Below are 22,804 nucleotides of genomic sequence, written 5' to 3'. Positions count from 1 at the left end.
CGGCTGCCACGCACCACTACCTGTCTCTTTATTGGGTACCCGCTCACGGGTTGTTATGCAGGAAGCAGTGCGGCCGGGCAATGGCTTGTGAAGGAGGGCCTAGGGCAGGCGGCGGTACCGTAACTGCTCAAACACGTGTAGCTCCGGCGCCCAGATTGGAAACTCAACCTCTAGTAGTTTGCGGTTCAATCGGATGATGGTTTGGGCGTCGGCCGCCGCGGCATCCTGCGCGGTGGCATAGCTACGCAGCACGCCGTTTTGCACGGAGTAGCGGCCGTGCTCCGTGTAGTAAGGCTGGGCCTCCAGGCGGCGTTGCATAGAGTAGTTGTACGTGCCATCGGCTCGGTATTCTACCTGAACGGTGAGGGTGCCGTTCCTGATGGCATTGTTGGTTTCGCCGGCTGGGCTGTGGTACAGCTTCTCAACTAAGGAGTCGGGTAGGGTGTGTCGGGCTTCATAGGAAATGAGTTCCAGCGCCCAGCGTCCCACTACGTTGTCTTGCGCCCAGGCTGGCAAGGCCGCTGCTACTAGTAAGCAAACAAGAAGTAGATAGCGCATATAAACGAATGAAAACGGTGAAGGTGTACTTTGCATAATGCTATCTATAATTGTGGTAGAGCGGCTAAAAAATTGCTGGCCAGACGGAAAGTGACAGATTGTGAATAGGTAAATGTCCTTTTATCGGGTGCTAAGCCCTTGTTCTTGATTATGCAATATTGTTGCATAAATAACTGTTCGTAAATGCATCAATGTTTCATAATTGATAAAATATAGTTTTCAGTTATTAGCTGCACAACTGGGGTAAAATAAAAAAGCCAACCTCCCAATGGTGTAGTGGAAGGTTGGCTTCAAGAAAAGCAGAAAATACTGATATTACGGCGTGCATTCTCGGCACACTCCTGCCAGCAGATAATCGCGTGTTTTAGCCTCGAACTTAGCGGGCAGCGTCACGGCCGGAATGGCTACCTGATTAAGGCAGTAGATGTGATGACAATTGGTGCATTTGAAGTGCACATGGTTGTCGAAGTGCTCGTGCGCGCTGCACTCTATAGAGCAGGAGGCGTAGCGCACAATGTCGCTGGTGTCAACTACACGGTGAATTAGGCCACTGTCCTCGAAGGTTTTGAGCGTCCGATACAGCGTAATCCGATCAGTGTCGGCACCGATTCGCTCCTCGATTTCGTGGCCGGACAGTGCGTAGGAAGAATCCAACAGCACTTGCAGCACAGCGCGCCGCACGGGCGTCTGGCGAAGCTCGTGGCTGGTAAGGGTCTGGGAAATACGGTCGGGACTAGGCATGACAAAACAAAGATACGGGGAATGGATGGCCGCGCCACTGGTTACGTGCGCTAACTACGCCCAGCGTAACCGGGTTCCGCTGGGCGTGTAGGGCTAGGCGGCAGGCTTCTTTTTAACGGCCGTAGCTTTCTTACCAGCTACTGGAGCGGCCAACTTGCCGGGGTTGTCGGCTAAGAACTTGCCCCAGCTTTTGCCGCCGGCTTTCGCGTTGTTGCCCTTCTGGTAGTGGTGGCACATTGCCACGGCCAGGGCATCGGTAGCGTCCAGAAACTTAGGTGCTTCCTCAATGGGCGGTAGCTCTAGCGTCTGCCGAAGCATGTGCGCCACCTGCTCCTTGGTCGCGTTGCCCGACCCCGTTACGGCCTGTTTTACCTTGGTAGGAGCGTACTCTACGTAGGGAATCTGGCGGGAAAGGCACGCCGCAATGGCTACCCCCTGGGCCCGGCCTAGCTTGAGCATGCTTTGCACGTTCACCCCAAAAAATGGTGCTTCAATGGCTAGCTCGTCGGGCAAAAATTCCTCAATCAGCTCCGTCATACGCTCATAAATACGCTTAAGCTTGAGGGCATGGTTGGTGCCCAGCTTCTTCATATCAATGACGTCGTAGCGGAGCACGCGCACTTTCTGGCCTTGCACCTCAATCACGGCGTACCCCATAATCTGGGTGCCAGGGTCGACACCCATGATGACTTTGGGAAGTAAATCGGTAGAGGCCAGGGGCAGAATCATGCGCGTACGGAGTGGTGGGAGTAGGGAGCAGGTGCGCCGTTGACTTTCCGGCGGTAACTTGCCGCCTGTATTCCAGCCTAGCACATCCTCGTCTTGCCCGACCACCTTCTACAAAACTACGCCCAAAAGCCGGAACGTGCTACCCACCGTCGGCGCTGGCTCGTTGTGGGAGGCAAGCTAGTCGTGACGCTGCTTACGCTGGGGCTGCTGTGGCACTCCGTGTTTCAAGACGCCGACACGGCTGCCGCTTGGCGTGAGCTGCTGGCGCGGACGCTAAGTGGGGAAGGGCGCGGTCCCGTGCTGCTCGCCCTGGCCCTGGTGCCCGTCAATTGGGGGGTTGAGGCCTGGAAGTGGTGGCGCCTAGCCCGCCACTTGGAACCCGTATCGTTTGCGCGCAGCTTCCGGGCCGTGTTAGTTGGCCTGACCTTGGGCTTCGTAACGCCCAATCGGGTAGGCGACTATGCCGGCCGTATTATTGAATTGAAAAGCCGCCGGCTTGATGCGCTGGGGGCCGTGTTTCTGGGGCGCTACTGCCAATTGGTAGTGACAGTGCTAGCTGGTACGATAGGGCTACTATACTTTCTGCTGCGATTTTACTTGCGCGGCTACCCCGCCACCGCGCTTGGGCTAGTAGTAGCCACTTTGCTTATCCATGCGGGGGTGCTGCTGCCTTTGTACCGCTCCCGCATTCTGGTGGCCGCCGTTACGGCAGTGCGCCCATTGCGCCGGTTTCGTCGGTTTCTAACCATCATGCCTACCTATCCGGCGCGGGCGCTGCACGCCGTCCTGCTGCTCTCGGGCCTGCGCTACGCAGTGTTCTGTACCCAGTTTGGCTTGCTGCTGTGGGCCTATGGGTCGCGGGCGTCTGTGGGGCCAGGCGCGGCGGCAATAGCCAGTACTTTCCTGCTTAAGTCGCTGGTGCCCTCTTTGAATGCACTGGCTGACGTGGGCGTGCGGGAGCTGTCGGCTACGCACCTGTTCGGGTTGCTAGGTGAGCCCGTATTGCCCGTGCTAAGCGCCAGCCTGAGCCTGTGGGTGCTCAATATTGCGCTACCCAGCGCCACTGGTCTGGCCTTTGTGCTGCGGCTACGGGTGTTTCGCAAGCGTACCAAACGCTTGGCCTCATGAGCAGTTGGGCGCTGAATACCTTGCTAGCCGGGCAGGTGGTCGTAGCGGCCGTGTACCTGAGCCATATGTTACGCTTACGGCACGCCTGGCTGCACTCTGCCTACGTGGCCGGCGGGCAGCCGACGGTAGAAACTGGGGCAAATGAGAACCAGCCCGCCACTGAGATACCCCACGCGGCTACGCCCAGCCTCCCAAAAGATAAGCAAGCTCTTGCCTTCTCTATTCTGGTAGCCGCTCGTAATGAGGCTGCTACGCTTCCGCAGCTACTCCACGACATCGGCCAACAGCAAGCAATAGCCGGAGGCTTTGAGGTGATAGTGGTGGACGACCATTCTACGGATGCCACTGCCGCCATTGTGCGGGAAGCCACTCGGCGGGTACCTTTCCCTCTTCGCTTGCTACAGTTGGCCGCCGAATCGGGTGGGGGGCGCACCGGCAAAAAAGCCGCCGTAGAGGCTGCCGTGCGGGTCGCTCGCGCCCCGTGGGTTTTGTTGACCGATGCAGACTGCCGCGTGCCCGTAGGATGGGTACGAGCCTACGCCGAGCTGTTGGAGCAGCATCCAGATACGCAGTTTATAAGCGGCCCAGTGCTGCTGACGGGCAGTGGGTGGCTAGCTACCTTGCAAGGCCTGGAGTTGGCGGGCTTGGTAGGCGTAGGGGCCGCATCGGTGGGTGTAAGCCAACCTACCATGTGCAACGGGGCTAATCTGGCGTATGCCCGCGTTGCCTTCTACGCCGTGGAGGGCTTCCGCGGCAACGAGGCTATACCCAGCGGCGACGATGAGTTCCTCCTGCACAAGCTGCACAAGGTGTACCCCACGGGCATTCGGTTTCTGCGCGACGCGCGCGCTATCGTCAGCACGGCAGCACAGCCTACGCTCCGTCAGTTGCTGTGGCAGCGGGTGCGCTGGGCCAGCAAGTGGCGCCACTACCAGGCGGCCGCCCCCCAGCGGCTGGCAGTGCTGGTGCTGCTCGCCAACCTTACCTTTCCGGTAGGAGCGGCCCTCTGGTTGGCGGGTGCGCAATACAGTTGGCTCGCTCCGCTGGCGTGGGCGCTCAAGCTAGCCGCCGATGTGCTACTACTGGGGCCCGTGCTACGGTTTTTGGGGCGGCCGGGCTGGCTGGCCTGGGTGCCCGTGCTTCAGCTCGCCTACGCTCCCTATGCCGTAGCTACCGGCCTGCTGGGTTTGCGCGGCGGCTACGAGTGGAAGGGACGAAGCGTAAAATAAAGCCGCTAGGGTAGTTGAATTTCTAGCAGTTGGCGCCGTACTTATCCGCCGAAAGTAGGTGTCGCATTGTAGAAAAAACAGCTATGAATAGGACGTGGTTAGAAATAATTTTCCCGGCCAGCCTGGCCCTACTGGTGTGTACTATTGGGATGCTGCTACTAACTATGATGGGCGTGTTGGAAGTACCGCTCACGGAGGATGCAGGTGCCGTAAGCACGTCGCCATCTCCCGTAGCACTAGCAGACTCTGCTGCCAGCGCCCAGGGCATTACAAACCCGGAAATAGCGGCGGGCGATGCTCTATTTAAAAGCAATTGCGCCCAGTGCCACGCCGCTGATGAGGTAGTGGTTGGGCCGGCCCTTGCGGGCATTAGTCGGCGCCGCCCGGAGAAATGGGTGGTAGCGTGGGTTAAGAATTCCTCCAAGCTTGTAGCCAGCGGCGACGAGTACGCCGTTAAGATTTTCAACCAGTACCAAAAGCAGCAGATGCCCAGCTTTCAACTCACGGACGAAGAAATTCGTCAGATCCTGCTGTACATTGATGATAATGCCCCCGTCTCTAACACAACTAGTACCGGCAAAACGGTATCTCTGCAGGCTGTATATTGCCAGTAGTGTCCCTGTCTCAGCAGTTGCTTACTGCCAGTAATCCCACCATGCTGGCGCGCGAAAACCAGCCGGCAACGTTACCTTTGCTCAATACAGCATCCTTCCTGCCTTCTGTGACTGACCCTGAATTTGACATTCTTGACGAACTGTACTTCGTCACCTCCTTCCCCGATTTAGCGCGCAAAACGGGTCTTACCCCGCCCGAGCTAGAGCGCCATCTGCGCAGTTTGCTAGAGCAGGGCTTGGTGCGTAGCTACTGGCCCGACCCTGATACGGAGCTGGCTTTCGAGGAAAGCTCCTTCGGCGCTATCGTGCGCGACTGTTTTTTTCTGGCTTCCAAGGAAGGCCTCCTCCAGCATAATACTCGCTAACTGTGGCCGTAGCCGCTGCTCCCGCCCCGGCCGTGGAGGCCCCCGCATCGGTTGCCCGGCCGCCCGGGTACTACGTTCGCCGGCGCCTGCTTCAAAATAAGCCGGCCATGCTGGGGCTCGGCTTTATTTTGCTCTGTACCCTAGTAGCACTCCTGGGCTACTGGGTTTTGCCCGATAACTCGCCGAGCGCCAACCACGGATTTGCGCAGCTGCAAAAGCAGCCTCCGGGCTTACACGTGCGCTTCTTACAGCGCGGCCAAGCCGATTCGGCCCAACCAGTTGGCAACATCTTCACTACCTGGTGGCGAGGCCAGGATGCTCCCGAAGAACTACCCATAACTAGTGCTCGTGTAGTACCAGGGCCTGTCGATTCGGTGGTGGTTCGGCCGTGGTCGGCACCGGGTACTCGTCCTCTTGCCGAGCAACGGTTGGTCCTGCGCGATTGGGTAGGCAGCCGGCCGGCAACTTCGCAGGGCCTGCGCTACACGGAGCGCACCTATTGGCTGGGCACCGACAAAGCCGGCCGCGACGAACTGAGCCGGCTGTTGCTGGGCACGCGCGTGAGCTTGGGCATTGGCTTGGTTGCCGTGCTGATTTCTCTGGCCCTCGGCATGGCTATTGGAGCAGTGGCTGGTTACGTAGGCGGCTGGGTTGATAGCTTATTGCTAGGCGTAATGACGGTAGTTTGGAGCATCCCGGGCATTATGCTGGTCATTGCTATTTCTTTGGCTCTCGACAGCAAGGGCGTCTGGACATCCTTCGTGGCCGTGGGCCTGACGATGTGGGTAGACGTGGCCAGGGTAGTGCGCGGGCAAATGCTTAGCCTGCGTTCGGCAACCTTCGTCGAAGCAGGCCGCGTACTAGGGTTGACCCAGAGCCGCTTAATCTGGCGCCACTTGCTGCCCAATATGACCGGCCCGCTGATTGTATTGGCAACAAGTAATTTTGCGGCGGCTATCTTGCTGGAAGCAGGCCTGAGCTTCTTGGGTCTGGGTGTGCAGCCACCGGCTCCTTCGTGGGGGCTGATGGTAAACGAAGGCTTCCAACTGCTGGGCACCGAGGCTGGCTTGTGGCTTACGCTCATGCCCGGCCTGGCTATCAGCCTGCTGGTGCTGAGCTTCAATCTGCTCGGCAACGGCCTGCGTGATGCCTATGACCCCAAAACGCCCGTGGGGTAGTAGCGAAGTAGCGGAGCAAGCAGGTCGCGCTGTACATCTACAGCAATCCTACTTCCTACACTGCTTCCTTTCCTTACTCTTTCACAACCTTACTTTATATGTCTACTCCTCGCGCTATTACTCCCGAAAAGCGCCTTTTTCTAAAAGAACGTGAGTTGGGAGCCCTGCTGGAAATCACCCAGGCCATCAACCAGGATCCGACGGAAGGCGCACTGTATAAGATTTTCCAGTTCACGTTGCTGGGCCAGCTCAACATCCGGCGGCTGGTGCTCTACGTGAAAGAAGAGGGGCTGTGGCAGTGCATGGTGTCGTTCGGCGCTGGGCTGCCCGATTTCCGAAAGCTGACGTTGCCCGACGCGGTGCTGGAGCAGTGCACGGCTCAGCCAGGGCCCATTGCCGACTTTGATCTGAGTAAGGAATGGCAACTGCTTGAGACGATTATTCCAGTGGTGCAGAACGGAGAGGTCTTAGCTTACGTGTTTATTGGCAACGTGAATGAGGATTACGCCAACGAGGAAGCCACCAAGTTCTTGCAAACCCTGGCCTATATTCTCATCGGGGCCATTGAAAACCGGCGCCTTGCGCGGCAGCGAGTAGCCGCCGCGGCCATGCGCAAGGAAATTGAAATTGCGCAGGAGGTGCAAACCATGCTTTTCCCGCGCAAGCTGCCCAACGATGCCGCCGTGGCCGTACATGCCAGCTACGTACCCCACACGGCCGTAGGAGGCGACTATTACGACGTAGTAAGTCTCGATGATAACCGTTTCCTGTTCTGCGTTGCCGATGTGTCGGGCAAAGGGGTGGCCGCTTCCCTGCTGATGTCGAACTTCCAGGCAGGCCTACGCACCTTGCTGCGTCAGCAGGCCGACTTAGCAACGGTAGTGCAGGAACTCAACAACCTCATCTTCCGCAATGCCGGTGGCGACAAGTTCATTACAGTATTCTTTGGACTTTATGACCGCGCAACCCGCCGCTTGCAGTACGTGAATGCCGGCCACAACGACCCGCTGCTGGTGCCTGACTACGGCCCCGTAGTGTTGTTGAAGGAAGGTACCATTATGCTGGGCGTGATGGATGAGCTACCCATGTTGAAGGTAGGCGAAATTGAAGTGCCGCCCCGCGCCTTGCTCTTTACCTACACCGACGGCCTCACCGAGGTATTTGATGCTGACCAGGAAGAGTTCGGGGAAGAGGGCGTTCTGCGCGTGGTGAACCACAACCGCTATGCTCCGCTAGCAACCATGCACAAAGAGTTGCTCCGCGAAATTGAAGCCTACAACCTCAATGGCAGCCGGTTCGCCGACGACGTAACCATCCTTAGCTGCCGGTTTAAATAAGTTGTTAAAAGCGGGACTACTGGTTGGCTACCGAACAATCTGTTCGGTAGCAACCAGTAGTCCCGCTTCTTTTTGCTCTTATAAGCGAGCATGCCAACCGTCATCCAGACACATATCAGCCGCATTCAGATGGCGGTGCAACAGGTGTTTGCGCAGCTAGATGCGTGGTTTCAGGCCCCCGCCGAGGTATGCCACTTCCGGCCCGCCAGCGGCGGCTGGACGATTGATGAAATCCTGGAGCACACCGCCCTGACAAATCATTTCTTACTCGTGCTGATTGAGAAAGGAGCAGCAAAAGCACTCAGGAATGCGGGGGGCTTACACTTGCAGGAGGAACTAGCTACCTACTCGTTCAAGCAAACGAAGCTTGATGAGGTAGGCCTGCACCAGTATTTTCCATGGATGCGACCCAACCACATGGAGCCCACCGGGACCAAGCCTAGTGCGGAGGTGCAGACTCAACTGCACCAGCAACGTAAACAGTGTGAGCAGGTATTGGCGCGGCTGCCTAATGGAGAAGGCGTGTTCTACCGCACTACTATGTCGGTGAATGAACTCGGGAAGCTGGAAGTATACGAGTACGTATACTTCCTAGCCAAACACGCCGAGCGCCACTTGATGCAAATAGCGAAGACAGCCGCCGAGTATCACCACCAAGCTACGCAACCTACCTAGTCATTTACGGCCCAGGTGTACGCTTAGGTGGTCGGTTCTCCTTCGCGTATCCAGGTGCTCATTCGAATTAGCAGCGCGAGATTCACGAAGAAGAAGGAGCCAATCTTATCAACTTCCACCAATTCGTTTAGCAGGAGGTGAAATACAATGATGATAAAGCTCATACTGGCCGCCAGCACCACATAGCGTAACTGCGTTTTGGGAGAGGTGCGGTGGTAGAGACTCTCAATGATAATGATAACTGAGCCTAGCAAAACCATAAATAGCAGCATGCCCGGGAAGCCCTGCTCGGCTAGCAGCAGCAGAAAGTAGTTGTGCGTGGTTGACTTTTCGGGGTTGCCGCTCACGTAAGTGCGGAAGCTGCGCACAGTGTAGCGCTTGTACTCGGGATAAAATGTACTGGGGCCACTACCTACTATTGGCTTATCGGCGGCCATGCGGCTGGCCGCTACCCAGCGGTACACTCGCTCCATGCCCGACATGTCCTGCAACTTATAGGTTGCCTCCAAGTGCTTCTCGAAGTCTTCGCCGTTGAACACGGTTTTCTCGAAGTCGGGGGCGTAGAGCATATAATTGTTTTCGTGCAGGAAGTACCCGGCGCCCGCCAGTACACTTACCGCGACGCCTACCAATAGCAAGCGCGTTTGACGCAGGCGCACAATCCAGTAAAACAAGCCTGCTACCGGCAACGATAGGATAGAGGCCCGCGTGAAGGACGTTAGCAGCCCGAATAGCAGTAGGCCCGATGCAACATGCCAAGCCAAGCGCACCATCCCTTTGCTGCGGCGGGCACCGTAGAGCGTGTAGGGAAGAAGCAGAGCCAGTACCGTAGCGTAGGTTACGTGGTTGCGGTAAATGGGCTGCACGGCCGAGTTAATGGTATCGAAGCTGAAGCCCGTAGCAGCGTGCCGAGCTACAATAATAACCACGGTAATACACGTGCCCACTACATACAGCGCCGCTACGCGCCACACCTCACTTGTCCGGCGTACCAGCAGTAGGGTGCCTAAGATAAACGGCACCAAGTACCATATCTTAGCCAAGATGTACTTGATGGACTTTGTGCTATCTACGGAAAAGAACGAGGATACCACCGACCATAGCAGCAGCAAGGCAAGCAGCACAATGATGGGATGCAGCATCTCGCGGCTACGTAGCACCCCGCGTTGCAGCACCAGCGTGCCCAATACGCACACGGTAAGCACCAGCATGAGGGGCTCGGAAGGTACATCTAGCTTAAGCCGCCCCCAACGCCAATTTCCCGCGAGAAGGCTAGCGTTAGAAAGAGCAGGTAGTAAATCAGGCGCCACTCGATGAACACTATCAGTGCCCCAACTACCAATACCGCTGGCACCAAAGCCAATGGCGTTTCCAACAGCGCCGCCACGGCGCCCCCGCCCACGAGCATCAGTACAAAACCAATGAATAGGCGCTGGAAAGCGTCCTGGGGCCGGAGGCGGCTCAGTAGTTTGTTCACAGTCCCGGGGCTGAGGACATCCGCCGGGTGCGACGCAGCAATTCCAGCAGCGTAATTACTACAATGGACAAGGCAAACGTCAGGGCTACCGACCCTACTACTATTAGCCAGCGCACGGGCTTGCTTTTCTTGGTAGCAGGGTAGGCTTTCTGCACCACGTACAACGATGATAGCTTACCCTTGAGGGTTACGTCGGCCGTTTCGTATTCGCCCCGGGCTTTCACCAGGCGCTCCTGAAGATCGGTAAGACGAGCCGTAAACATGGCGAGCGAGTCAGTACCACGAACATAGTTTTCCAGATTGATGACGTTGCCACCATCTGCTTGCGTAAGACCTCGCAGTGCCCGGCGCAGGCCAGCCACGTTGCCAGGGCCACCAGCTTGCGCCTGATTCAGCTGACTTTCCACCTTGATGATTTCCCGGGCCAAGTAACGCGACTGTTGCTCCAGGCCATAGATACCGTAACGACGACGGGCCTGCACCAACTGGCGGCGGGAGCGTTCATATTCTGTGTTCAAAAACTCGTAGCGGGTGCGGTAGAGGCCCAGCACGTTGCGGCGGTTCTCTAAGGTCAGTTGCTGGTTCACCGAGTCAATGATCTGCACTAAGTCATTGGCAATACGTGCCGCCAGCTGCTTATCATAGTCTTGGAAAGTAAGCTCAATAGCCTCGCGCTCATTGTGCACGATGCTCAAGTTAGAACTAAACTCCCGCAGTGCTTTGTCATCGGCTGCGTCGTCGCCGGGCTGGCCGGTGTCGTAGTGCCGATGCAGATCAAAGCGCTTAATAATTAATTCCGCCACGGGCTGCGACTGACCAATGGTGATGACGCGGTCCAAGTCTTCGGTGCGACCACCTAAGTCCAGCTTGCCGCCTTCCACAATGCGGTCGGGGTCACTGCTTTGTGGGTTGGTAGGGAAGAATACTGCCGTTGAGGTATAGATGTTGGGTAGCAGGAGCGCAACTATCAAGCTTACTACCAACGCTAACGCTAACGCTGCTCCAACTAAAGACTTCCAACGGTTGATAATAGGCCACAGGCCGAGCAATGAGTACGAACGTTCGGACATACACGAGTAATGCCACCGGCCCGCTGCGTGAATGAAGCAGACCTCGGAGACGGGCAAATATAGAGGAAAATGACCACCACAGCGTGTTAGTGGTGCGGGGGTAGGGAGGCATTTTTGCGTAGCTTCGCGCTTCTCCTATTAGCTCAGCCAGAAGATAAGAAGGGTGCTAAAAGCAGATGGAAGAAGTTTTTCGCGCTTAATCCCAAAGTCTTATCAAACGCTTTTTTGGAAATATTAGTCTAGTGGTACTGCTCAACCTGCTGGTGAAGCCGGGCTGGGTTATCCTCGAAAACATCGTGCAGGACCGCCTGGGGCACGCAGCATTTGGGCTGTTCACGGCCCTTTCGGCCCTGGCCGTAGTGGTGGCTACTATTTCCGATCTGGGCCTTACCCATTACAGCATCAAGCGCCTAGCAGGCGAGCCCACTTTTCTTCAGACGCACTTTCCCGCCATCTTATCTCTGCGAAGCCTGCTGACGGCCCTAGCCCTTGGGCTCCTGCTGGTGGGGGGCTGGGTTATTGGGTACCGGGGTGCCGAACTGGGGCTGCTAGCGGCCGTGGGTGGCGGACTACTACTTACCCAGTACGGGCAGTTTCTGCGCGGCACCCTGCAAGCTCACCAACACTTCAACACCGATGCGGTGCTATCGGTGTTCGAGAAGTTTCTGCTGGTAGGGTTAGTATTAGGGTTACTGCCCCTGGGCCTTTCGCTAGAGCGCTACGTGGGCGTGCGGTTGCTGGCTACGGTGTTTGCGGTGGTCCTCTCGTACGGCTGATGCGACGCTTTTTTGGTGCTGTGCGGTTGCAGTGGCAAGGCAGCTCGGCGTGGCAAATGCTGCGCGCGGCAGCTCCGTTTGCTGTTATTACTCTGCTCTACGGGGTGAATGAGCGCGTGGACATGATTATGCTCGAGCGCCTGGCCTCACCCACGGAAGCAGGCTACTACGCCGGCGCCTACCGCTGGGTAGACGCCGTAATGATGTATATCTGGACGGTGCTACCCTTGTTTTTCGCCCGCTTCTCGGCGGCCATAGACCAGCCGCAGGAGCAGCAGAAACTACTTTGGTTTGGGCAGCGCATCGTCACGGTACCCATGTTGTTTATTGGGGCCTTTGTGCTGTTTCGGGGCGAGGTGCTGTTTTGGCAGTTTCAGCATAGCTCATCCCATGAAATAGCCCGCATGACGTGGTGCTTGAAGATTCTGTTCATCAATGTGTTGGTTCATTCCTTCTTTGCGCTCTACGCTACCTTACTAAACACCACGGCCGTAGTGAGCACCGTGAGCCGACTAGTAGCTTGTAGCGTGGCTCTCAACATAGGGCTGAACGTAGTACTACTTCCGCGCTTCGGGGCTGTGGCCGCTTCCTGGAACACCCTAATTTGCGCCGCGGTGGTTTCGGTGTGCTATGTAGGCTGGTGCAGCGCCGCTTGCAGGTGCCGGTGCCGTGGGCTACGCTTGGGCGGCTGGTAGCATTGCTAGGTGTTTTATGCACGGCGTGGTACGCCATGCAGTCCTATCTGCAACTGCCCTGGCTGCTAGAGACTACTGCCGCTGGGGTGCTCTTTGTAGGCTTAGTGTTGGGCTTGGGCGTGGTGCGCCCGGCCGAATTAAAACAGTTGCGCAAACGCCCCACAGAAATATAAAAGCCGATATTTAGCCGCCCGGCTGCTACTGGCAGTGCTGGGCCCGCTATTACGTCCCTTTCTTTCCGCATGAATTCTCTATTGACGCAGCTTGATAAAGTAGAGGCGCTGGCTGCGGCCTCCAAATGGCATCGGCTGTGGCACGCTCCGGCGAAGTACCTATACGCCATTGGATTCCGGCGGCTGGTGTATGCCCGTCATAAAAAAGGAGTTGTGAAGCAAGTAGCCACGTTCTTCGGCATTCCCATGCAGGTAGTACTCCCCGCGGGTACCGATATTTACCTCACCGGCGGTAAGTCGCACAGCTCCGAAATCCGCCTCGCCCGCTTCCTCATCAATACCCTGCAACCCGGCGACGACTTCCTGGACGTGGGCGGGCACTTTGGCTACTTTTCCCTGCTGGCCTCTCAGTTAGTTGGCGCTTCGGGTAGGGTAGTAGCCTACGAGGCCTCGCGCAGTACCTACGCGGTGCTGGCCGAAAATGTGAAGCGCCTACCCAACATTCGGGCAGTGCACAGCGCCGTGTCCGACCGGCAGGAGTCGATTTCGTTTTACGAGTTCCCGGTGCTCTACAATGAGTTCAACTCCATGGACGTCACTCAGTTTGCGGGAGAGAAGTGGTTTGAAGAGTTTAAGCCCACCCGCATTGATGTGTCCGCCGTGCGGATTGACGATATTCTCACCGACTCAGGGCTTGCCCCGCACGTAATTAAGATTGACGTGGAAGGAGCTGAGTTGAAAGTGATTGGGGGAGCCGCCGCTAGCTTGCGCCGCCTCGCTCCGTACGTAGTGATGGAGTATCTGGAGCCGAAGCGCCACAACACGGAGCATCAGAAAGCCGTGATCCTGCTGCGGGAACTGGGCTACCATGCCCACACGCTGCAAGAAAATGGCACGCTTCAGCCCTGTACCGATCTGGATGCGTATCTGATTCAGCACGGCCACGACTCTGACAATTTCGTTTTCGTAAAACAGTAGGCTGCCTCTGCGGTATGCCAACTTCTAGTTCGGACCCTATTGCCCTAACACCGCCTTGGAAATAGCCGTCAACGTCCGTTTTCTGCTGCCCGGCGACAAGCTGGAAGGAATTGGGCGTTTCACTTACGAAACGCTCCGCTACCTAGTGCAGCAGCATCCGGAGCACACGTTTCATTTCCTCTTTGACCGAGCCTTTGATGAGCGCTACTTGCTGGGCCCCAATGTGGTGCCTCACGTGCTGGCGCCGCCGGCCCGCCATCCTTTGTTATGGCTCGCGTGGTTTGAAGGGGCCGTCGCCCGGTGGCTGCGCCGCCACCGCCCCACCGTATTTCTGAGTCCCGATGGGTTCACGACGCTGCGCACCAGCGTACCCCGCGTAACGGTCCTCCACGATTTAGCCTTCGAGCACTTTCCGCAGGATGTGGACCGCCTAGTGCTGCGCTACTACCAGTACTTCACGCCCCGCTTCGCCACTGCTTCCCGGCGAATAGTGGCCGTTTCGGAAGCTACTCGACAGGATATTATCCATACCTACGGAGTAGCCGCCGATAAGATAAGTGTTGTGTATAATGCCGTGGGTACGCACTTCCAGCCTCAGCCTGCGGAGGTGCAGCAGAAAACGCGCGACCGGTTTAGCGCTGGCAAGCCGTACTTTCTCTTCGTGGGTGCCCTGCAGCCGCGCAAGAACCTCGTGAACCTGCTGCGAGCCTTCGACCAGTTTAAAGCGGCTACCGGCGCTACCGCAAAACTATTGGTTGTGGGCCGTACCGCTTGGAAGGCGGGTCCTATCTTCGATGTGTACCAGCACATGCGCCACCGCCACGACGTGCACCTAACGGGCCGCGTGACGGACGCTGAACTGGTAGACCTCTATGCCGCGGCTTTAGCCACCTGCTACGTGCCGTACTTCGAGGGCTTTGGCATTCCTATTATTGAAGCCCAAGCCTGCGCGTCACCCGTCATCACATCCAACTGCAGCTCCATGCCCGAAGTAGCCGGTGATGGCGCCCGGCTGGTAGACCCCTTTTCGGTAGATTCTATTGCCACTGGCCTTGGCGAGGTCTATGCCTCAGATGCCTACCGGGCCGAGCTAGTGGAGCGGGGGCTGCGCAACGTGCAACGCTTCTCGTGGGCTGACAGTGCCCGGCGCCTGTGGCAGGAAATTGAAGCAAGTGTGGGTTAAGCCGTAGCTTGCAGCACTCAATGGGCTCGGGTTGCTGGACCGGGCGCAGTAGCCCAACGGGTACCTTTTACGTGGCACAACGTACTCTCATGCATCTACACCGAATGCCAGGCCTGGTTCAGCGGCTGTTTCCGGACTGCTGCTGGAAGATGCCCGCTACCACTCCACCAACCCTGTACCTCACCTTCGATGATGGCCCCATCCCCGAAGAGACGCCCTTTGTTGTGGAGCAGCTGGCCCAATACAATGCTAAAGGCACGTTCTTTTGCGTGGGCGACAACTTGCGCCGCCATCCGGAGGTGGCGGGCTTGGTTGTGGCGCAGGGGCACCGCCTGGCCAACCATACCTTCCATCACCTTAGTGGTTGGAGTACCTCGCGCGCCCAGTACCTGCAGGATGTGGTCCAGTGCCAGGAGTTGCTAGATGCTCTGCAGCCGGAGGCCCGTCCTCTATTGCGCCCGCCCTACGGCCGCATCACCCGGCCCTTAGCGCGTGAGCTGCACCGCACTCACCAAATTATCATGTGGGATATGCTCACCTGCGACTATGACCAGCAGTTTGCCCCGGAGGAGTGCTTGGCTACCGCTATCCGATTGTCGCGGCCGGGCTCCATTGTAGTGTTTCATGACAGCCTGAAGGCCAGCCGCAACCTACGCTATGTGCTGCCGCGCTACTTAGCACATTTTGCCGAGTTGGGTTACGGCTTCGCCTCATTATAAAGGAATATGGTTGGCCTGTTGTGGGTGTACTTCCTGGGATGGTTTGGGCTGCTAGCTGTTGCCGTATGGCTTTTTGCCCGCCAGCCAGGTAGCCAGCCAGCCCTCGTGCCGCAGCCCTTGCCGCGGGTCAGCATTCTAATTGCGGCTCGCAACGAAGCCACTGCCATTGCGCGCTGCCTCCGTGCTATCCGGGCCTTACAATACCCCCCAGAGCTAGTCGAAGTTCTCCTTGGCGATGATGGCTCTACCGATAATACCGCCGCCGTGGCCCAGGCAGCTATGGCCGGCTACGGCGGTTCTTTCCGGGTAGTACCCATCACAGTGGTGCTAGGAGGCGCCCAGGGAAAAGCCAATGTACTAGCCCACCTTGCCCGGGCAGCTACCACTGCGTACTTTTTTATCACCGATGCCGATATTGCCGTGCCAGCTACGTGGCTGCAGGGGCTGCTAGCCCACGCCCAGCCGGGGGTAGGTATCGTCACGGGGCTAACACTGGTGCGCGGGCCTCGCCTGTTCCACCGGCTACAGGGGCTCGATTGGTTGCTGGCGTTGGGCCTAGTGCAAATAGTGACGGACTTGGGACGGCCCGTAACGGCCATGGGCAACAACATGCTGGTGACGCGCGCGGCCTACCAAGCTACGGGCGGCTACGAGGCCTTGCCGTTCTCCGTAACTGAAGATTTCGAGCTATTCAAGGCTGTACTTCTGAGGGGCTACTCATCGCGCAACCTGTTCCGTCCCGAAATCTTAGCGGAGTCGGAGCCATGTATACCTGGGGTGGGCTCCTGCACCAGCGGCGGCGGTGGATGCGGGGAGTAGAGCAGTTACCTGGGTGGCTCCAGGCATGCCTGGCGCTCTACGGGTCGTTTTACGTGGTACTGGCGGTGCTGGCCGTGGTTGTTTCTGTTCCAGTAGCGCTAGGAGTTTGGGGCCTGCACCTAGTAGTGCAGGGCGCACTGGCCGCCTTATGTTTCCGGCGCGTAGGGCAGCGTCCTCCGCTAGAACTGCTTCCTCTCTTTACAGCTTATACCATTGCCCTGACGGCTGGTCTGGTAATTTTTCGGCTGCTTCCCTTGCGTTTTCATTGGAAGGGGAGAAGTTACCGCTAAAATGTCGTTGTTTTTTATCAGCCGCAGCTCCGGCGGAAAGGGTGCCGATTAGCTTGCTGCTCTAGGAATGCGTGTGCAGTAAGCGTTCAGCAATGCCCAAAGCCAGCCGTGCAGGGCTGCTACTAAGGGTTTTTGACTGGCTTTTGCTCGCGTAGGCCGATACCTTTGACTACGCTGGATCTAGTTGCTACCTCCTGCTGAAGGCGTAAGCTAGTTACTTAGTCCGCTACGCTCCCTGTTCTTTTCCTGGCCCACATTTCATTTATTCGCGTTTTTCGCCGTTCTATGTCCTACTTTCCACCTTGCTCCCGGGCCGTACTATTAGCGGCCCTGTTCTGTGCTACTAGTCCCGTGGTGCAGGCCCAAACAAAATCAACCAGCACTAAAACTACTGCTGCCACCATGGCCAGCGCAACCAGCAACCGCCAGCAGCGGCTGCTCGCTAACGAAGCTAAAATAGATGGGCTGCTGAAAAAGCTGACGGTAGAGGAAAAGATTGCCATGATTCACGCTAACTCAGCCTTTGCGGCGGGCGGAATCAAGCGCCTTGGCATCCCGGAGCTGATGATGTCGGACGGACCCCACGGTGTGCGCGCCGAGCAGGGCCGCGACTGGAAGGGGGTAAAGAACGCCAACGATGCGGGCACTTATCTGCCCACTGGTAATACCCTGGCTTCTACCTGGAACCCCGCGCTCGGTTACGCATTCGGCTCGGTGCTGGGTAGTGAAGCCGCCTTCCGGGGCAAGGACATAATTCTGGGCCCAGGCATCAACATTATCCGCACACCCCTGAACGGGCGCAATTTCGAGTACCTGAGCGAAGACCCCTTCCTCATTTCCAAAATGGTAGTAGGCTACATCAAGGGCGTGCAAGACCAGGGTGTGTCGGCCTGCGTGAAGCACTTCGCCGCCAACAACCAGGAAGCGCACCGCAACGACATTGACGTGGACATGAGCGAGCGGGCCCTGCGCGAGCTGTACCTGCCGGGCTTTAAGGCTGCCGTGCAGGAAGCCGGCGTCAACACGCTCATGGGTTCCTATAACAAGTTTCGGGGTACCTATGCCACCGAAAATGCCTACCTGATGAACGACATTCTGAAGGGAGAATGGGGCTTTAAGGGGCTAGTAATGAGTGATTGGGGGTCGGTGCACGATACCCAGAAAGCCATGCGCAACGGTACCGATTTGGAAATGGGAACCGACTTGTCGTTGATGTACGGCAGCGTAGACCAAACCGCCAGCGGGGCCAACTCTACGGCCAGCCTATACGACCGGTTTTTCCTGGGTAATGCCGCTCTGGAAGCTGTGAAAAAGGACAAATCCTTAGAGCCGCTGCTCGACGATAAAGTGCGGCGTATTCTACGCGTGATGTACGCCACCAACATGCTCGATGGGGCCAAGCGCAAGCCCGGCGCCTACAATACCCCCGAGCACCAAGCTACGGCCCTGAAAGTAGCCGAGGAAGGCATTGTACTGCTCAAAAACGAAGGGAATATTCTACCCCTCAAGAAGACTACCAAGACCTTTGCTGTCATTGGGGCCAATGCTACCCGCGAAAACGCCATGGGCGGGGGCAGCTCCCAAATCAAAGCCAAGTACGAAATTACCCCGTTGCAGGGCCTGCAAAAAGCATTAGGCTCCTCAGCCAAAATCACGTATGCCCCGGGCTATACCATTGCCCGCGACCAAAAGGCCGATCCGCAGCTGATTGCGCAAGCCGTAGCTGCTGCCAAGGCCGCCGACGTCGCCATCATTGTGGGTGGCTCAACCCACGGCTACGACTACAGCAAGTGGAGCGACAATGCCTACGATGCGGAGGGCTTCGACAAGCCCGACATGAAAATGCCCTTTGGACAGGATGAGTTGATTAAAGCGGTACTGCAAGCCAACCCCAACACAGTAGTGGTACTGATTGGCGGCGGTCCCATTGATATGTCGGCGTGGATTGGGCAAACCAAGGGCGTGGTGGAAGCCTGGTACCCCGGGATGGAAGGAGGCAATGCCATTGCCCACGTGCTGTTTGGTGATGTAAATCCTTCGGGCAAGCTCCCCATGACCTTCCCTGTGAAGCTAGAAGACTCGCCGGCTCATAAGCTGGGCGAGTACCCCAGCACCCCTGGCAACGAGCTGAAGCAAACCTATAAGGAAGACATTTTTGTAGGCTACCGCTACTTCGACACCTATAAGGTAGCACCCCAGTTCGCCTTTGGGCACGGCCTGAGCTACACCACCTTCGACTACAGCAAGCTAGCCGTGAAGCCCGGCAAGCAGAGCGCTACTGTGACACTGAGCGTGCGTAACACCGGCAAGACGGCCGGCGCCGAGGTAGTGCAGCTTTACGTGCAGGATGAGCAAGCCAGCGTGAAACGCCCCGAGAAGGAGTTAAAGGCTTTTGAGAAGGTATTTTTGAAGCCCGGTGAATCTAAGTCGGTAACTCTAAGCCTGCCTGCTGATGCTTTCCGCTACTACGATGAGGCCAAGAAGCAGTGGTACTAGAGCCCGGCAAGTTTAAGCTGCTAGTAGGAAGCTCTTCGCGGGATATTCGCCAGACGGGAGTAGTCAGCCTGTAAACGACACCTCCGCATGGGTACTACAGGGTTGCTGAAGCGCCCCTCTTTCTAGAGTAATCTGCTGTTATGCAAGCCCCTAGTGCCCCACGGTGCTAGGGGCTTATTGCTTGTAGAAGCCTGTGGGCGGGCGTATAGGTGGCCGCCGGGTAGCTAATGCACTAGAAGCAAGTAGCCCACAAGTTCAGCGCATGGGGTACCTTCGTGCCATGCAACTCTCTGATTCGCACGCCCACGTTTATTCCGAGCAATTTAAGCCCGACCGAGACGACATGCTGCTCCGCGCCTTTGAGGCCGGGGTGCGCACTATCTTCATGCCCAACATTGACCACACCAGCATTGACGCTATGCTGGAAGTGGAAGCCAACTATCCAACCCAGTGTTTTGCCCAAATGGGCCTGCACCCCTGCCACGTCACCCGTCAGTTTGAAAAGGAGCTGTACGAAGTAGAAACCTGGCTAAACCGTCGCCCCTTTGCGGCAGTAGGAGAGTGCGGCATTGATTTATACTGGGACAAAACGCACTTGGCTGAGCAGCAAGAGGCCCTGCGCATTCAAGTAGGCCTAGCCAAAAAGCACAACTTGCCTTTGGTGCTGCACACCCGCGAGGCCTTCCGCGAAGCCGCCGATATTATTACGGCTGCTCAGGATGGCTCTCTGCGCGGAGTATTTCACTGCTTTTCCGGTACGCGCGCAGAAGCCGAAGAAGTTATCCGCTTGGGATTCAAGCTGGGCATTGGGGGCGTAGCCACTTTCAAAAACGGCGGCCTCGATAAAGTGCTGCCCGGTTTGGATCTGGAGCACCTGCTGCTAGAAACCGACTGCCCTTACTTGGCGCCGGTGCCTCACCGGGGCAAGCGGAACGAGCCAGCCTACCTACCCCTAGTGGCGCGCCGGGTGGCCGAAATCCTAGGCAAAGACGTGGAGGAAGTAGCCGAGGCCACCACGCGCAACACCTTGGCGTTGTTTGGGGAGGCGCCTACACGCTAACCCCGTACGTAGCCGTATTGTGCTAAGGAGTAGGTGGGGCTGTGCGAGTTCAGGCTGGCCCCACCTGCTACTCAGTGGGAGTAGGAAGGCAATTGGGTAAGGGTTGCCTGCAACGGTCAGTCTGCAATCCTGTGAGGAGGTAAATCATCTTGGGATGTGCGCTTGACAGAGGAGTTGGGTTTATCTTGCCGCCCACCTACGGTACAACCCTCTTCTTTCGCTACTCAAACTACCCACCCCTTGCCTACGCCACCTGCTCCCAATGCCAAGTCGTCAGTTCTCATAATTTATACTGGTGGTACGGCCGGTATGGCCTACAACAAGCGGGGCGAACTGATCCCCATGAACTTCGAGCAGATTCGGAAACGAATGCCCGAACTGCGGCAGCTGAACATGGAGGTAGAGGTAGTAAGCCTGGGGCCGCCCATTGACTCTAGCAACATAACTGTGGCCGACTGGCTGGCGCTGGCTGCCTACATTCAGGAGAGCTACACCCGCTACGATGGGTTTGTGGTGCTTCATGGTACCGATACTATGGCCTACTCAGCAGCGGCCATGAGCTTTCTACTCGAAAACTTAAGTAAAACGGTGGTATTTACGGGCGCCCAAGTACCCGTAGGCCGTATTCGCACGGATGCTCGCCGCAACATCGTAACGGCAATGGAGCTGGCTGCCGCCCGTCACCCCGTGGCTGGTACGGTGCGCGTGCCCGAGGTGTGTATTTTCTTCAACGACCTGCTCATCCGGGGCAATCGAGCCAAGAAAGTGGAAAGCCAGCAGTACGATGCCTTCCGCAGTGAAAACTATCCGCCGCTGGCCCGCGCTGGCATTGAACTGATCTTCAATGACGAGCAGATTCGGTTGCTGCCCGCTGCTCCGCTTCGGGTTCATACTCACCTCGATGATCGGGTAAGCGTACTGCGCCTCTTTCCTGGCATCACGGAGCGAATGGTACGCGCCCAACTAGAGGTAGACGACCTCCGCGGATGCGTGCTGGAAACCTACGGTTCGGGCAATGCCCCTACGGCCCCGTGGTTTCTACAGTGCTTGCGCGACGCCACCCAGCGCGGGGTGCATCTACTCAATGTTAGCCAATGCGAGGAGGGCCGCGTGATGCAAGGACGCTACGAAACCAGCGCCCACCTCTCGGAGATAGGCGTGCTGGGCGGTGATGATATTACAGTGGAAGCGGCCGTAGCGAAACTCATGTTTGTGCTGGGGCTCAATCAGAACCATACCGTAACCCGCCGCCTGCTCACTCAGGACCTACGCGGCGAAATCACGCTAATCTAACCTAAACCACCGTCGGGGCTTGCGTATCCCGAAAATCGGGTGTTATTTTGCGCCACTTCCCCGCATCTTAGAGAGGTGTCCGAGTGGTCGAAGGAGCACGCCTGGAAAGTGTGTATGGGTCTCAAGCTCATCGAGGGTTCGAATCCCTTCCTCTCTGCTATAAACCCCGTTTCTGATATAGGAACGGGGTTTTTGCTTTCTGAGGGTACGCGTAGGGGTACACAGGCCACCGTAAACGGTATTGCCACACTATAGGCCGGTGCATTCTTGCGTCGGCCGCTTATCTTTGCCTTACCTGCTGGGTAAGTAGTTGCCAGCTCCTACCTACGGGCAAGAGCCGCTGCGTCATTCGACGTGGCGGCCTTTCTTTTGTAGGGGTTTGTTAAAAATATTCGGAGTGAGTATCTGAGTACCGGCTACCGCTACATATGAGTACCGCCAGGATGCTCCGTAAAAGTTAGGGGGCTTACCTGCCGCCGTGCAACAACGTCTGACAGTTCTATCAATCGCAATAGCCTGCCTTAGTTGGGCAACAGCAAGCGTGCGGCTTGGGCGTTGGCTTTCTGCTGGGCTGGGGTGCCGCCAATACGTAGCGTTACTTTGATTCGGCCTGTGTCGGCATCATCGGCAGCCAGGGCGGTACGTTGCAGCTTGGGTGTTACGAACTCTGCCAGCTTCACATAGGCATCTATGAAGTCTTTACCGTTGAGGGCTGCCAGCTTCGCTTGTAGGCTCTCGGCAGTGACGCCGGAGAGGGCCGCGGCTATAGCTTCGCGGGCGTGGGCCGTGGCTTTGTTGGGCCGGCCTTTGGGGCGGCCGGCGGGGTTGCCGCTTGTTCCTTTATCGTACTGCATTGGCGGTGTCTGTTTCGGCCTGTTATTTACAGGGAAGATACGGGGCACGCCGGTTTTGGCGGCGCAATTTTGCGCCGATTGCAGACGTATCTGAGCATGTACTTTTGGGGTTCCATTTTACACGTCTACGCCGGCTCCCAATAATCTATTTTACTGTTGCTACAGTAAATGTGCCGGTAGCAACTCGTATTTAAGAATCTTGCCGGTGAAGCCGTGGGAAGTAGTCCGTTTTTGTGGGCAACTTCTCTACCTGCTAGTTCGGGGCGTGCGTGGGCTGCTACAAGTTGACCGTAATAGAGCGTTGTTGTAGCTCTGTAAAATCTACAGAGTATAAATCGGCGGTGAATCCAAAATTGGATTTAGGCCC

Annotated in this window: 25 protein-coding genes and 1 tRNA gene; 19 read left to right on the top strand and 7 right to left on the bottom strand. The window is 57.1% G+C overall.

Annotated features, from left to right (window positions below; genetic code table 11):
* Positions 1-99: 99 nt before the first annotated feature.
* The 3 genes from VI25_RS09270 to ruvC all read right to left on the bottom strand — a co-directional run bounded on the left by VI25_RS09270 (position 100) and on the right by ruvC (position 2,028).
* A complete protein-coding gene (locus VI25_RS09270; protein ID WP_045686957.1) occupies positions 100-558 on the bottom strand; it encodes a hypothetical protein in 459 nt (152 codons plus the stop codon).
* 315 nt (positions 559-873) lie between these two features.
* On the bottom strand, positions 874-1,299 hold the full coding sequence (locus tag VI25_RS09265) for a Fur family transcriptional regulator (RefSeq protein WP_045686958.1): 426 nt from the start codon (positions 1,297-1,299) through the stop codon (positions 874-876).
* Between the two features lie 93 nt (positions 1,300-1,392).
* On the bottom strand, positions 1,393-2,028 hold the full coding sequence (gene ruvC, locus VI25_RS09260) for a crossover junction endodeoxyribonuclease RuvC (RefSeq protein WP_045686959.1): 636 nt from the start codon (positions 2,026-2,028) through the stop codon (positions 1,393-1,395).
* Between the two features lie 93 nt (positions 2,029-2,121).
* Here ruvC and VI25_RS09255 point away from each other — a divergent pair, with 93 nt between their 5' ends.
* From VI25_RS09255 to VI25_RS09225, 7 genes are all read left to right on the top strand, one after another.
* On the top strand, positions 2,122-3,156 hold the full coding sequence (locus tag VI25_RS09255; protein WP_045686960.1) for a YbhN family protein: 1,035 nt from the start codon (positions 2,122-2,124) through the stop codon (positions 3,154-3,156).
* Positions 3,153-4,385: a glycosyltransferase gene (locus VI25_RS09250; RefSeq protein ID WP_052694887.1), complete on the top strand. Its 1,233-nt coding sequence runs from the start codon at positions 3,153-3,155 to the stop codon at positions 4,383-4,385. Before VI25_RS09255 ends, VI25_RS09250 begins: the two co-directional genes overlap by 4 nt.
* A 149-nt stretch (positions 4,386-4,534) precedes the next feature.
* Positions 4,535-4,999 (top strand): c-type cytochrome, encoded by a 465-nt coding sequence (locus tag VI25_RS09245; RefSeq protein ID WP_052694888.1) that lies wholly within the window; start codon positions 4,535-4,537, stop codon positions 4,997-4,999.
* Positions 4,999-5,364: a helix-turn-helix domain-containing protein gene (locus tag VI25_RS09240; RefSeq protein ID WP_236704989.1), complete on the top strand. Its 366-nt coding sequence runs from the start codon at positions 4,999-5,001 to the stop codon at positions 5,362-5,364. Before VI25_RS09245 ends, VI25_RS09240 begins: the two co-directional genes overlap by 1 nt.
* Before the next feature lie 2 nt (positions 5,365-5,366).
* A complete protein-coding gene (locus VI25_RS09235; protein ID WP_055562448.1) occupies positions 5,367-6,542 on the top strand; it encodes an ABC transporter permease in 1,176 nt (391 codons plus the stop codon).
* A 98-nt stretch (positions 6,543-6,640) separates the two neighbouring features.
* The gene (locus VI25_RS09230) at positions 6,641-7,879 is read left to right on the top strand and encodes a PP2C family protein-serine/threonine phosphatase (RefSeq protein ID WP_045686962.1); all 1,239 of its coding nucleotides are present in this window, start codon (positions 6,641-6,643) and stop codon (positions 7,877-7,879) included.
* A 90-nt stretch (positions 7,880-7,969) separates the two neighbouring features.
* On the top strand, positions 7,970-8,554 hold the full coding sequence (locus VI25_RS09225) for a DinB family protein (RefSeq protein WP_045686963.1): 585 nt from the start codon (positions 7,970-7,972) through the stop codon (positions 8,552-8,554).
* A 23-nt stretch (positions 8,555-8,577) separates the two neighbouring features.
* On the opposite strand, the gene VI25_RS09220 is transcribed toward VI25_RS09225, so the two are convergent.
* From VI25_RS09220 to VI25_RS09210, 3 genes are read right to left on the bottom strand one after another with little or no spacing between them, the layout of a single operon-like run.
* Positions 8,578-9,765, bottom strand: a complete 1,188-nt coding sequence (locus VI25_RS09220) for an O-antigen ligase family protein (protein WP_045686964.1) — start codon at positions 9,763-9,765, stop codon at positions 8,578-8,580.
* Positions 9,766-9,785: 20 nt separating this feature from the next.
* Positions 9,786-10,031 (bottom strand): hypothetical protein, encoded by a 246-nt coding sequence (locus VI25_RS09215; protein WP_045686965.1) that lies wholly within the window; start codon positions 10,029-10,031, stop codon positions 9,786-9,788.
* Positions 10,028-11,101 carry a hypothetical protein gene (locus VI25_RS09210; protein ID WP_045686966.1) on the bottom strand — a complete coding sequence of 358 codons (1,074 nt, stop codon included), beginning with the start codon at positions 11,099-11,101 and terminating at the stop codon, positions 10,028-10,030. Before VI25_RS09210 ends, VI25_RS09215 begins: the two co-directional genes overlap by 4 nt.
* 242 nt (positions 11,102-11,343) lie before the next feature.
* On the opposite strand from VI25_RS09210, the gene VI25_RS09205 reads away from it, so the two are divergent.
* The 12 genes from VI25_RS09205 (at position 11,344) to VI25_RS09155 (ending at position 21,740) form a co-directional block, all read left to right on the top strand.
* Positions 11,344-11,877 (top strand): oligosaccharide flippase family protein, encoded by a 534-nt coding sequence (locus VI25_RS09205; RefSeq protein ID WP_045686967.1) that lies wholly within the window; start codon positions 11,344-11,346, stop codon positions 11,875-11,877.
* On the top strand, positions 11,877-12,572 hold the full coding sequence (locus VI25_RS09200; RefSeq protein WP_045686968.1) for a lipopolysaccharide biosynthesis protein: 696 nt from the start codon (positions 11,877-11,879) through the stop codon (positions 12,570-12,572). Before VI25_RS09205 ends, VI25_RS09200 begins: the two co-directional genes overlap by 1 nt.
* Positions 12,573-12,607: 35 nt before the next feature.
* The gene (locus VI25_RS25110) at positions 12,608-12,745 is read left to right on the top strand and encodes a hypothetical protein (RefSeq protein WP_161806908.1); all 138 of its coding nucleotides are present in this window, start codon (positions 12,608-12,610) and stop codon (positions 12,743-12,745) included.
* A gap of 69 nt (positions 12,746-12,814) precedes the next feature.
* Positions 12,815-13,723, top strand: coding sequence for an FkbM family methyltransferase (locus tag VI25_RS09195; protein ID WP_045686969.1), 909 nt, complete (start codon positions 12,815-12,817; stop codon positions 13,721-13,723).
* A 55-nt stretch (positions 13,724-13,778) separates the two neighbouring features.
* A complete protein-coding gene (locus VI25_RS09190) occupies positions 13,779-14,906 on the top strand; it encodes a glycosyltransferase family 4 protein (RefSeq protein ID WP_055562447.1) in 1,128 nt (375 codons plus the stop codon).
* Positions 14,907-15,010: 104 nt separating this feature from the next.
* The gene (locus tag VI25_RS09185) at positions 15,011-15,625 is read left to right on the top strand and encodes a polysaccharide deacetylase family protein (RefSeq protein ID WP_082455463.1); all 615 of its coding nucleotides are present in this window, start codon (positions 15,011-15,013) and stop codon (positions 15,623-15,625) included.
* A gap of 6 nt (positions 15,626-15,631) precedes the next feature.
* Positions 15,632-16,444: a glycosyltransferase gene (locus VI25_RS24005; RefSeq protein WP_055562446.1), complete on the top strand. Its 813-nt coding sequence runs from the start codon at positions 15,632-15,634 to the stop codon at positions 16,442-16,444.
* Positions 16,390-16,734, top strand: a complete 345-nt coding sequence (locus tag VI25_RS24000) for a hypothetical protein (protein ID WP_152981552.1) — start codon at positions 16,390-16,392, stop codon at positions 16,732-16,734. The genes VI25_RS24005 and VI25_RS24000 overlap by 55 nt, the downstream gene beginning before the upstream one ends.
* Positions 16,735-17,019: 285 nt before the next feature.
* Positions 17,020-19,230, top strand: a complete 2,211-nt coding sequence (locus VI25_RS09170) for a glycoside hydrolase family 3 C-terminal domain-containing protein (protein ID WP_201783277.1) — start codon at positions 17,020-17,022, stop codon at positions 19,228-19,230.
* A 262-nt stretch (positions 19,231-19,492) separates the two neighbouring features.
* Entirely contained in the window at positions 19,493-20,290 is a 798-nt protein-coding gene (locus VI25_RS09165) for a TatD family hydrolase (protein WP_236704988.1), read from the top strand.
* Between the two features lie 240 nt (positions 20,291-20,530).
* Positions 20,531-21,583: an asparaginase gene (locus VI25_RS09160; RefSeq protein ID WP_045686972.1), complete on the top strand. Its 1,053-nt coding sequence runs from the start codon at positions 20,531-20,533 to the stop codon at positions 21,581-21,583.
* A 69-nt stretch (positions 21,584-21,652) separates the two neighbouring features.
* Positions 21,653-21,740: transfer RNA gene (locus VI25_RS09155), tRNA-Ser, on the top strand.
* 364 nt (positions 21,741-22,104) lie between these two features.
* Here the strand turns inward: VI25_RS09155 and VI25_RS09150 are convergent.
* The gene (locus VI25_RS09150; RefSeq protein WP_045686973.1) at positions 22,105-22,437 is read right to left on the bottom strand and encodes a DUF5681 domain-containing protein; all 333 of its coding nucleotides are present in this window, start codon (positions 22,435-22,437) and stop codon (positions 22,105-22,107) included.
* Positions 22,438-22,804: the final 367 nt, after the last annotated feature.

This window comes from Hymenobacter sp. AT01-02, from assembly GCF_000961955.2.
In the GTDB taxonomy this organism is placed as follows: domain Bacteria; phylum Bacteroidota; class Bacteroidia; order Cytophagales; family Hymenobacteraceae; genus Hymenobacter; species Hymenobacter mucosus.
The sequence above is the reverse complement of the archived record's forward strand: the minus strand, read 5'-3'. Positions and strand labels throughout refer to the sequence as shown.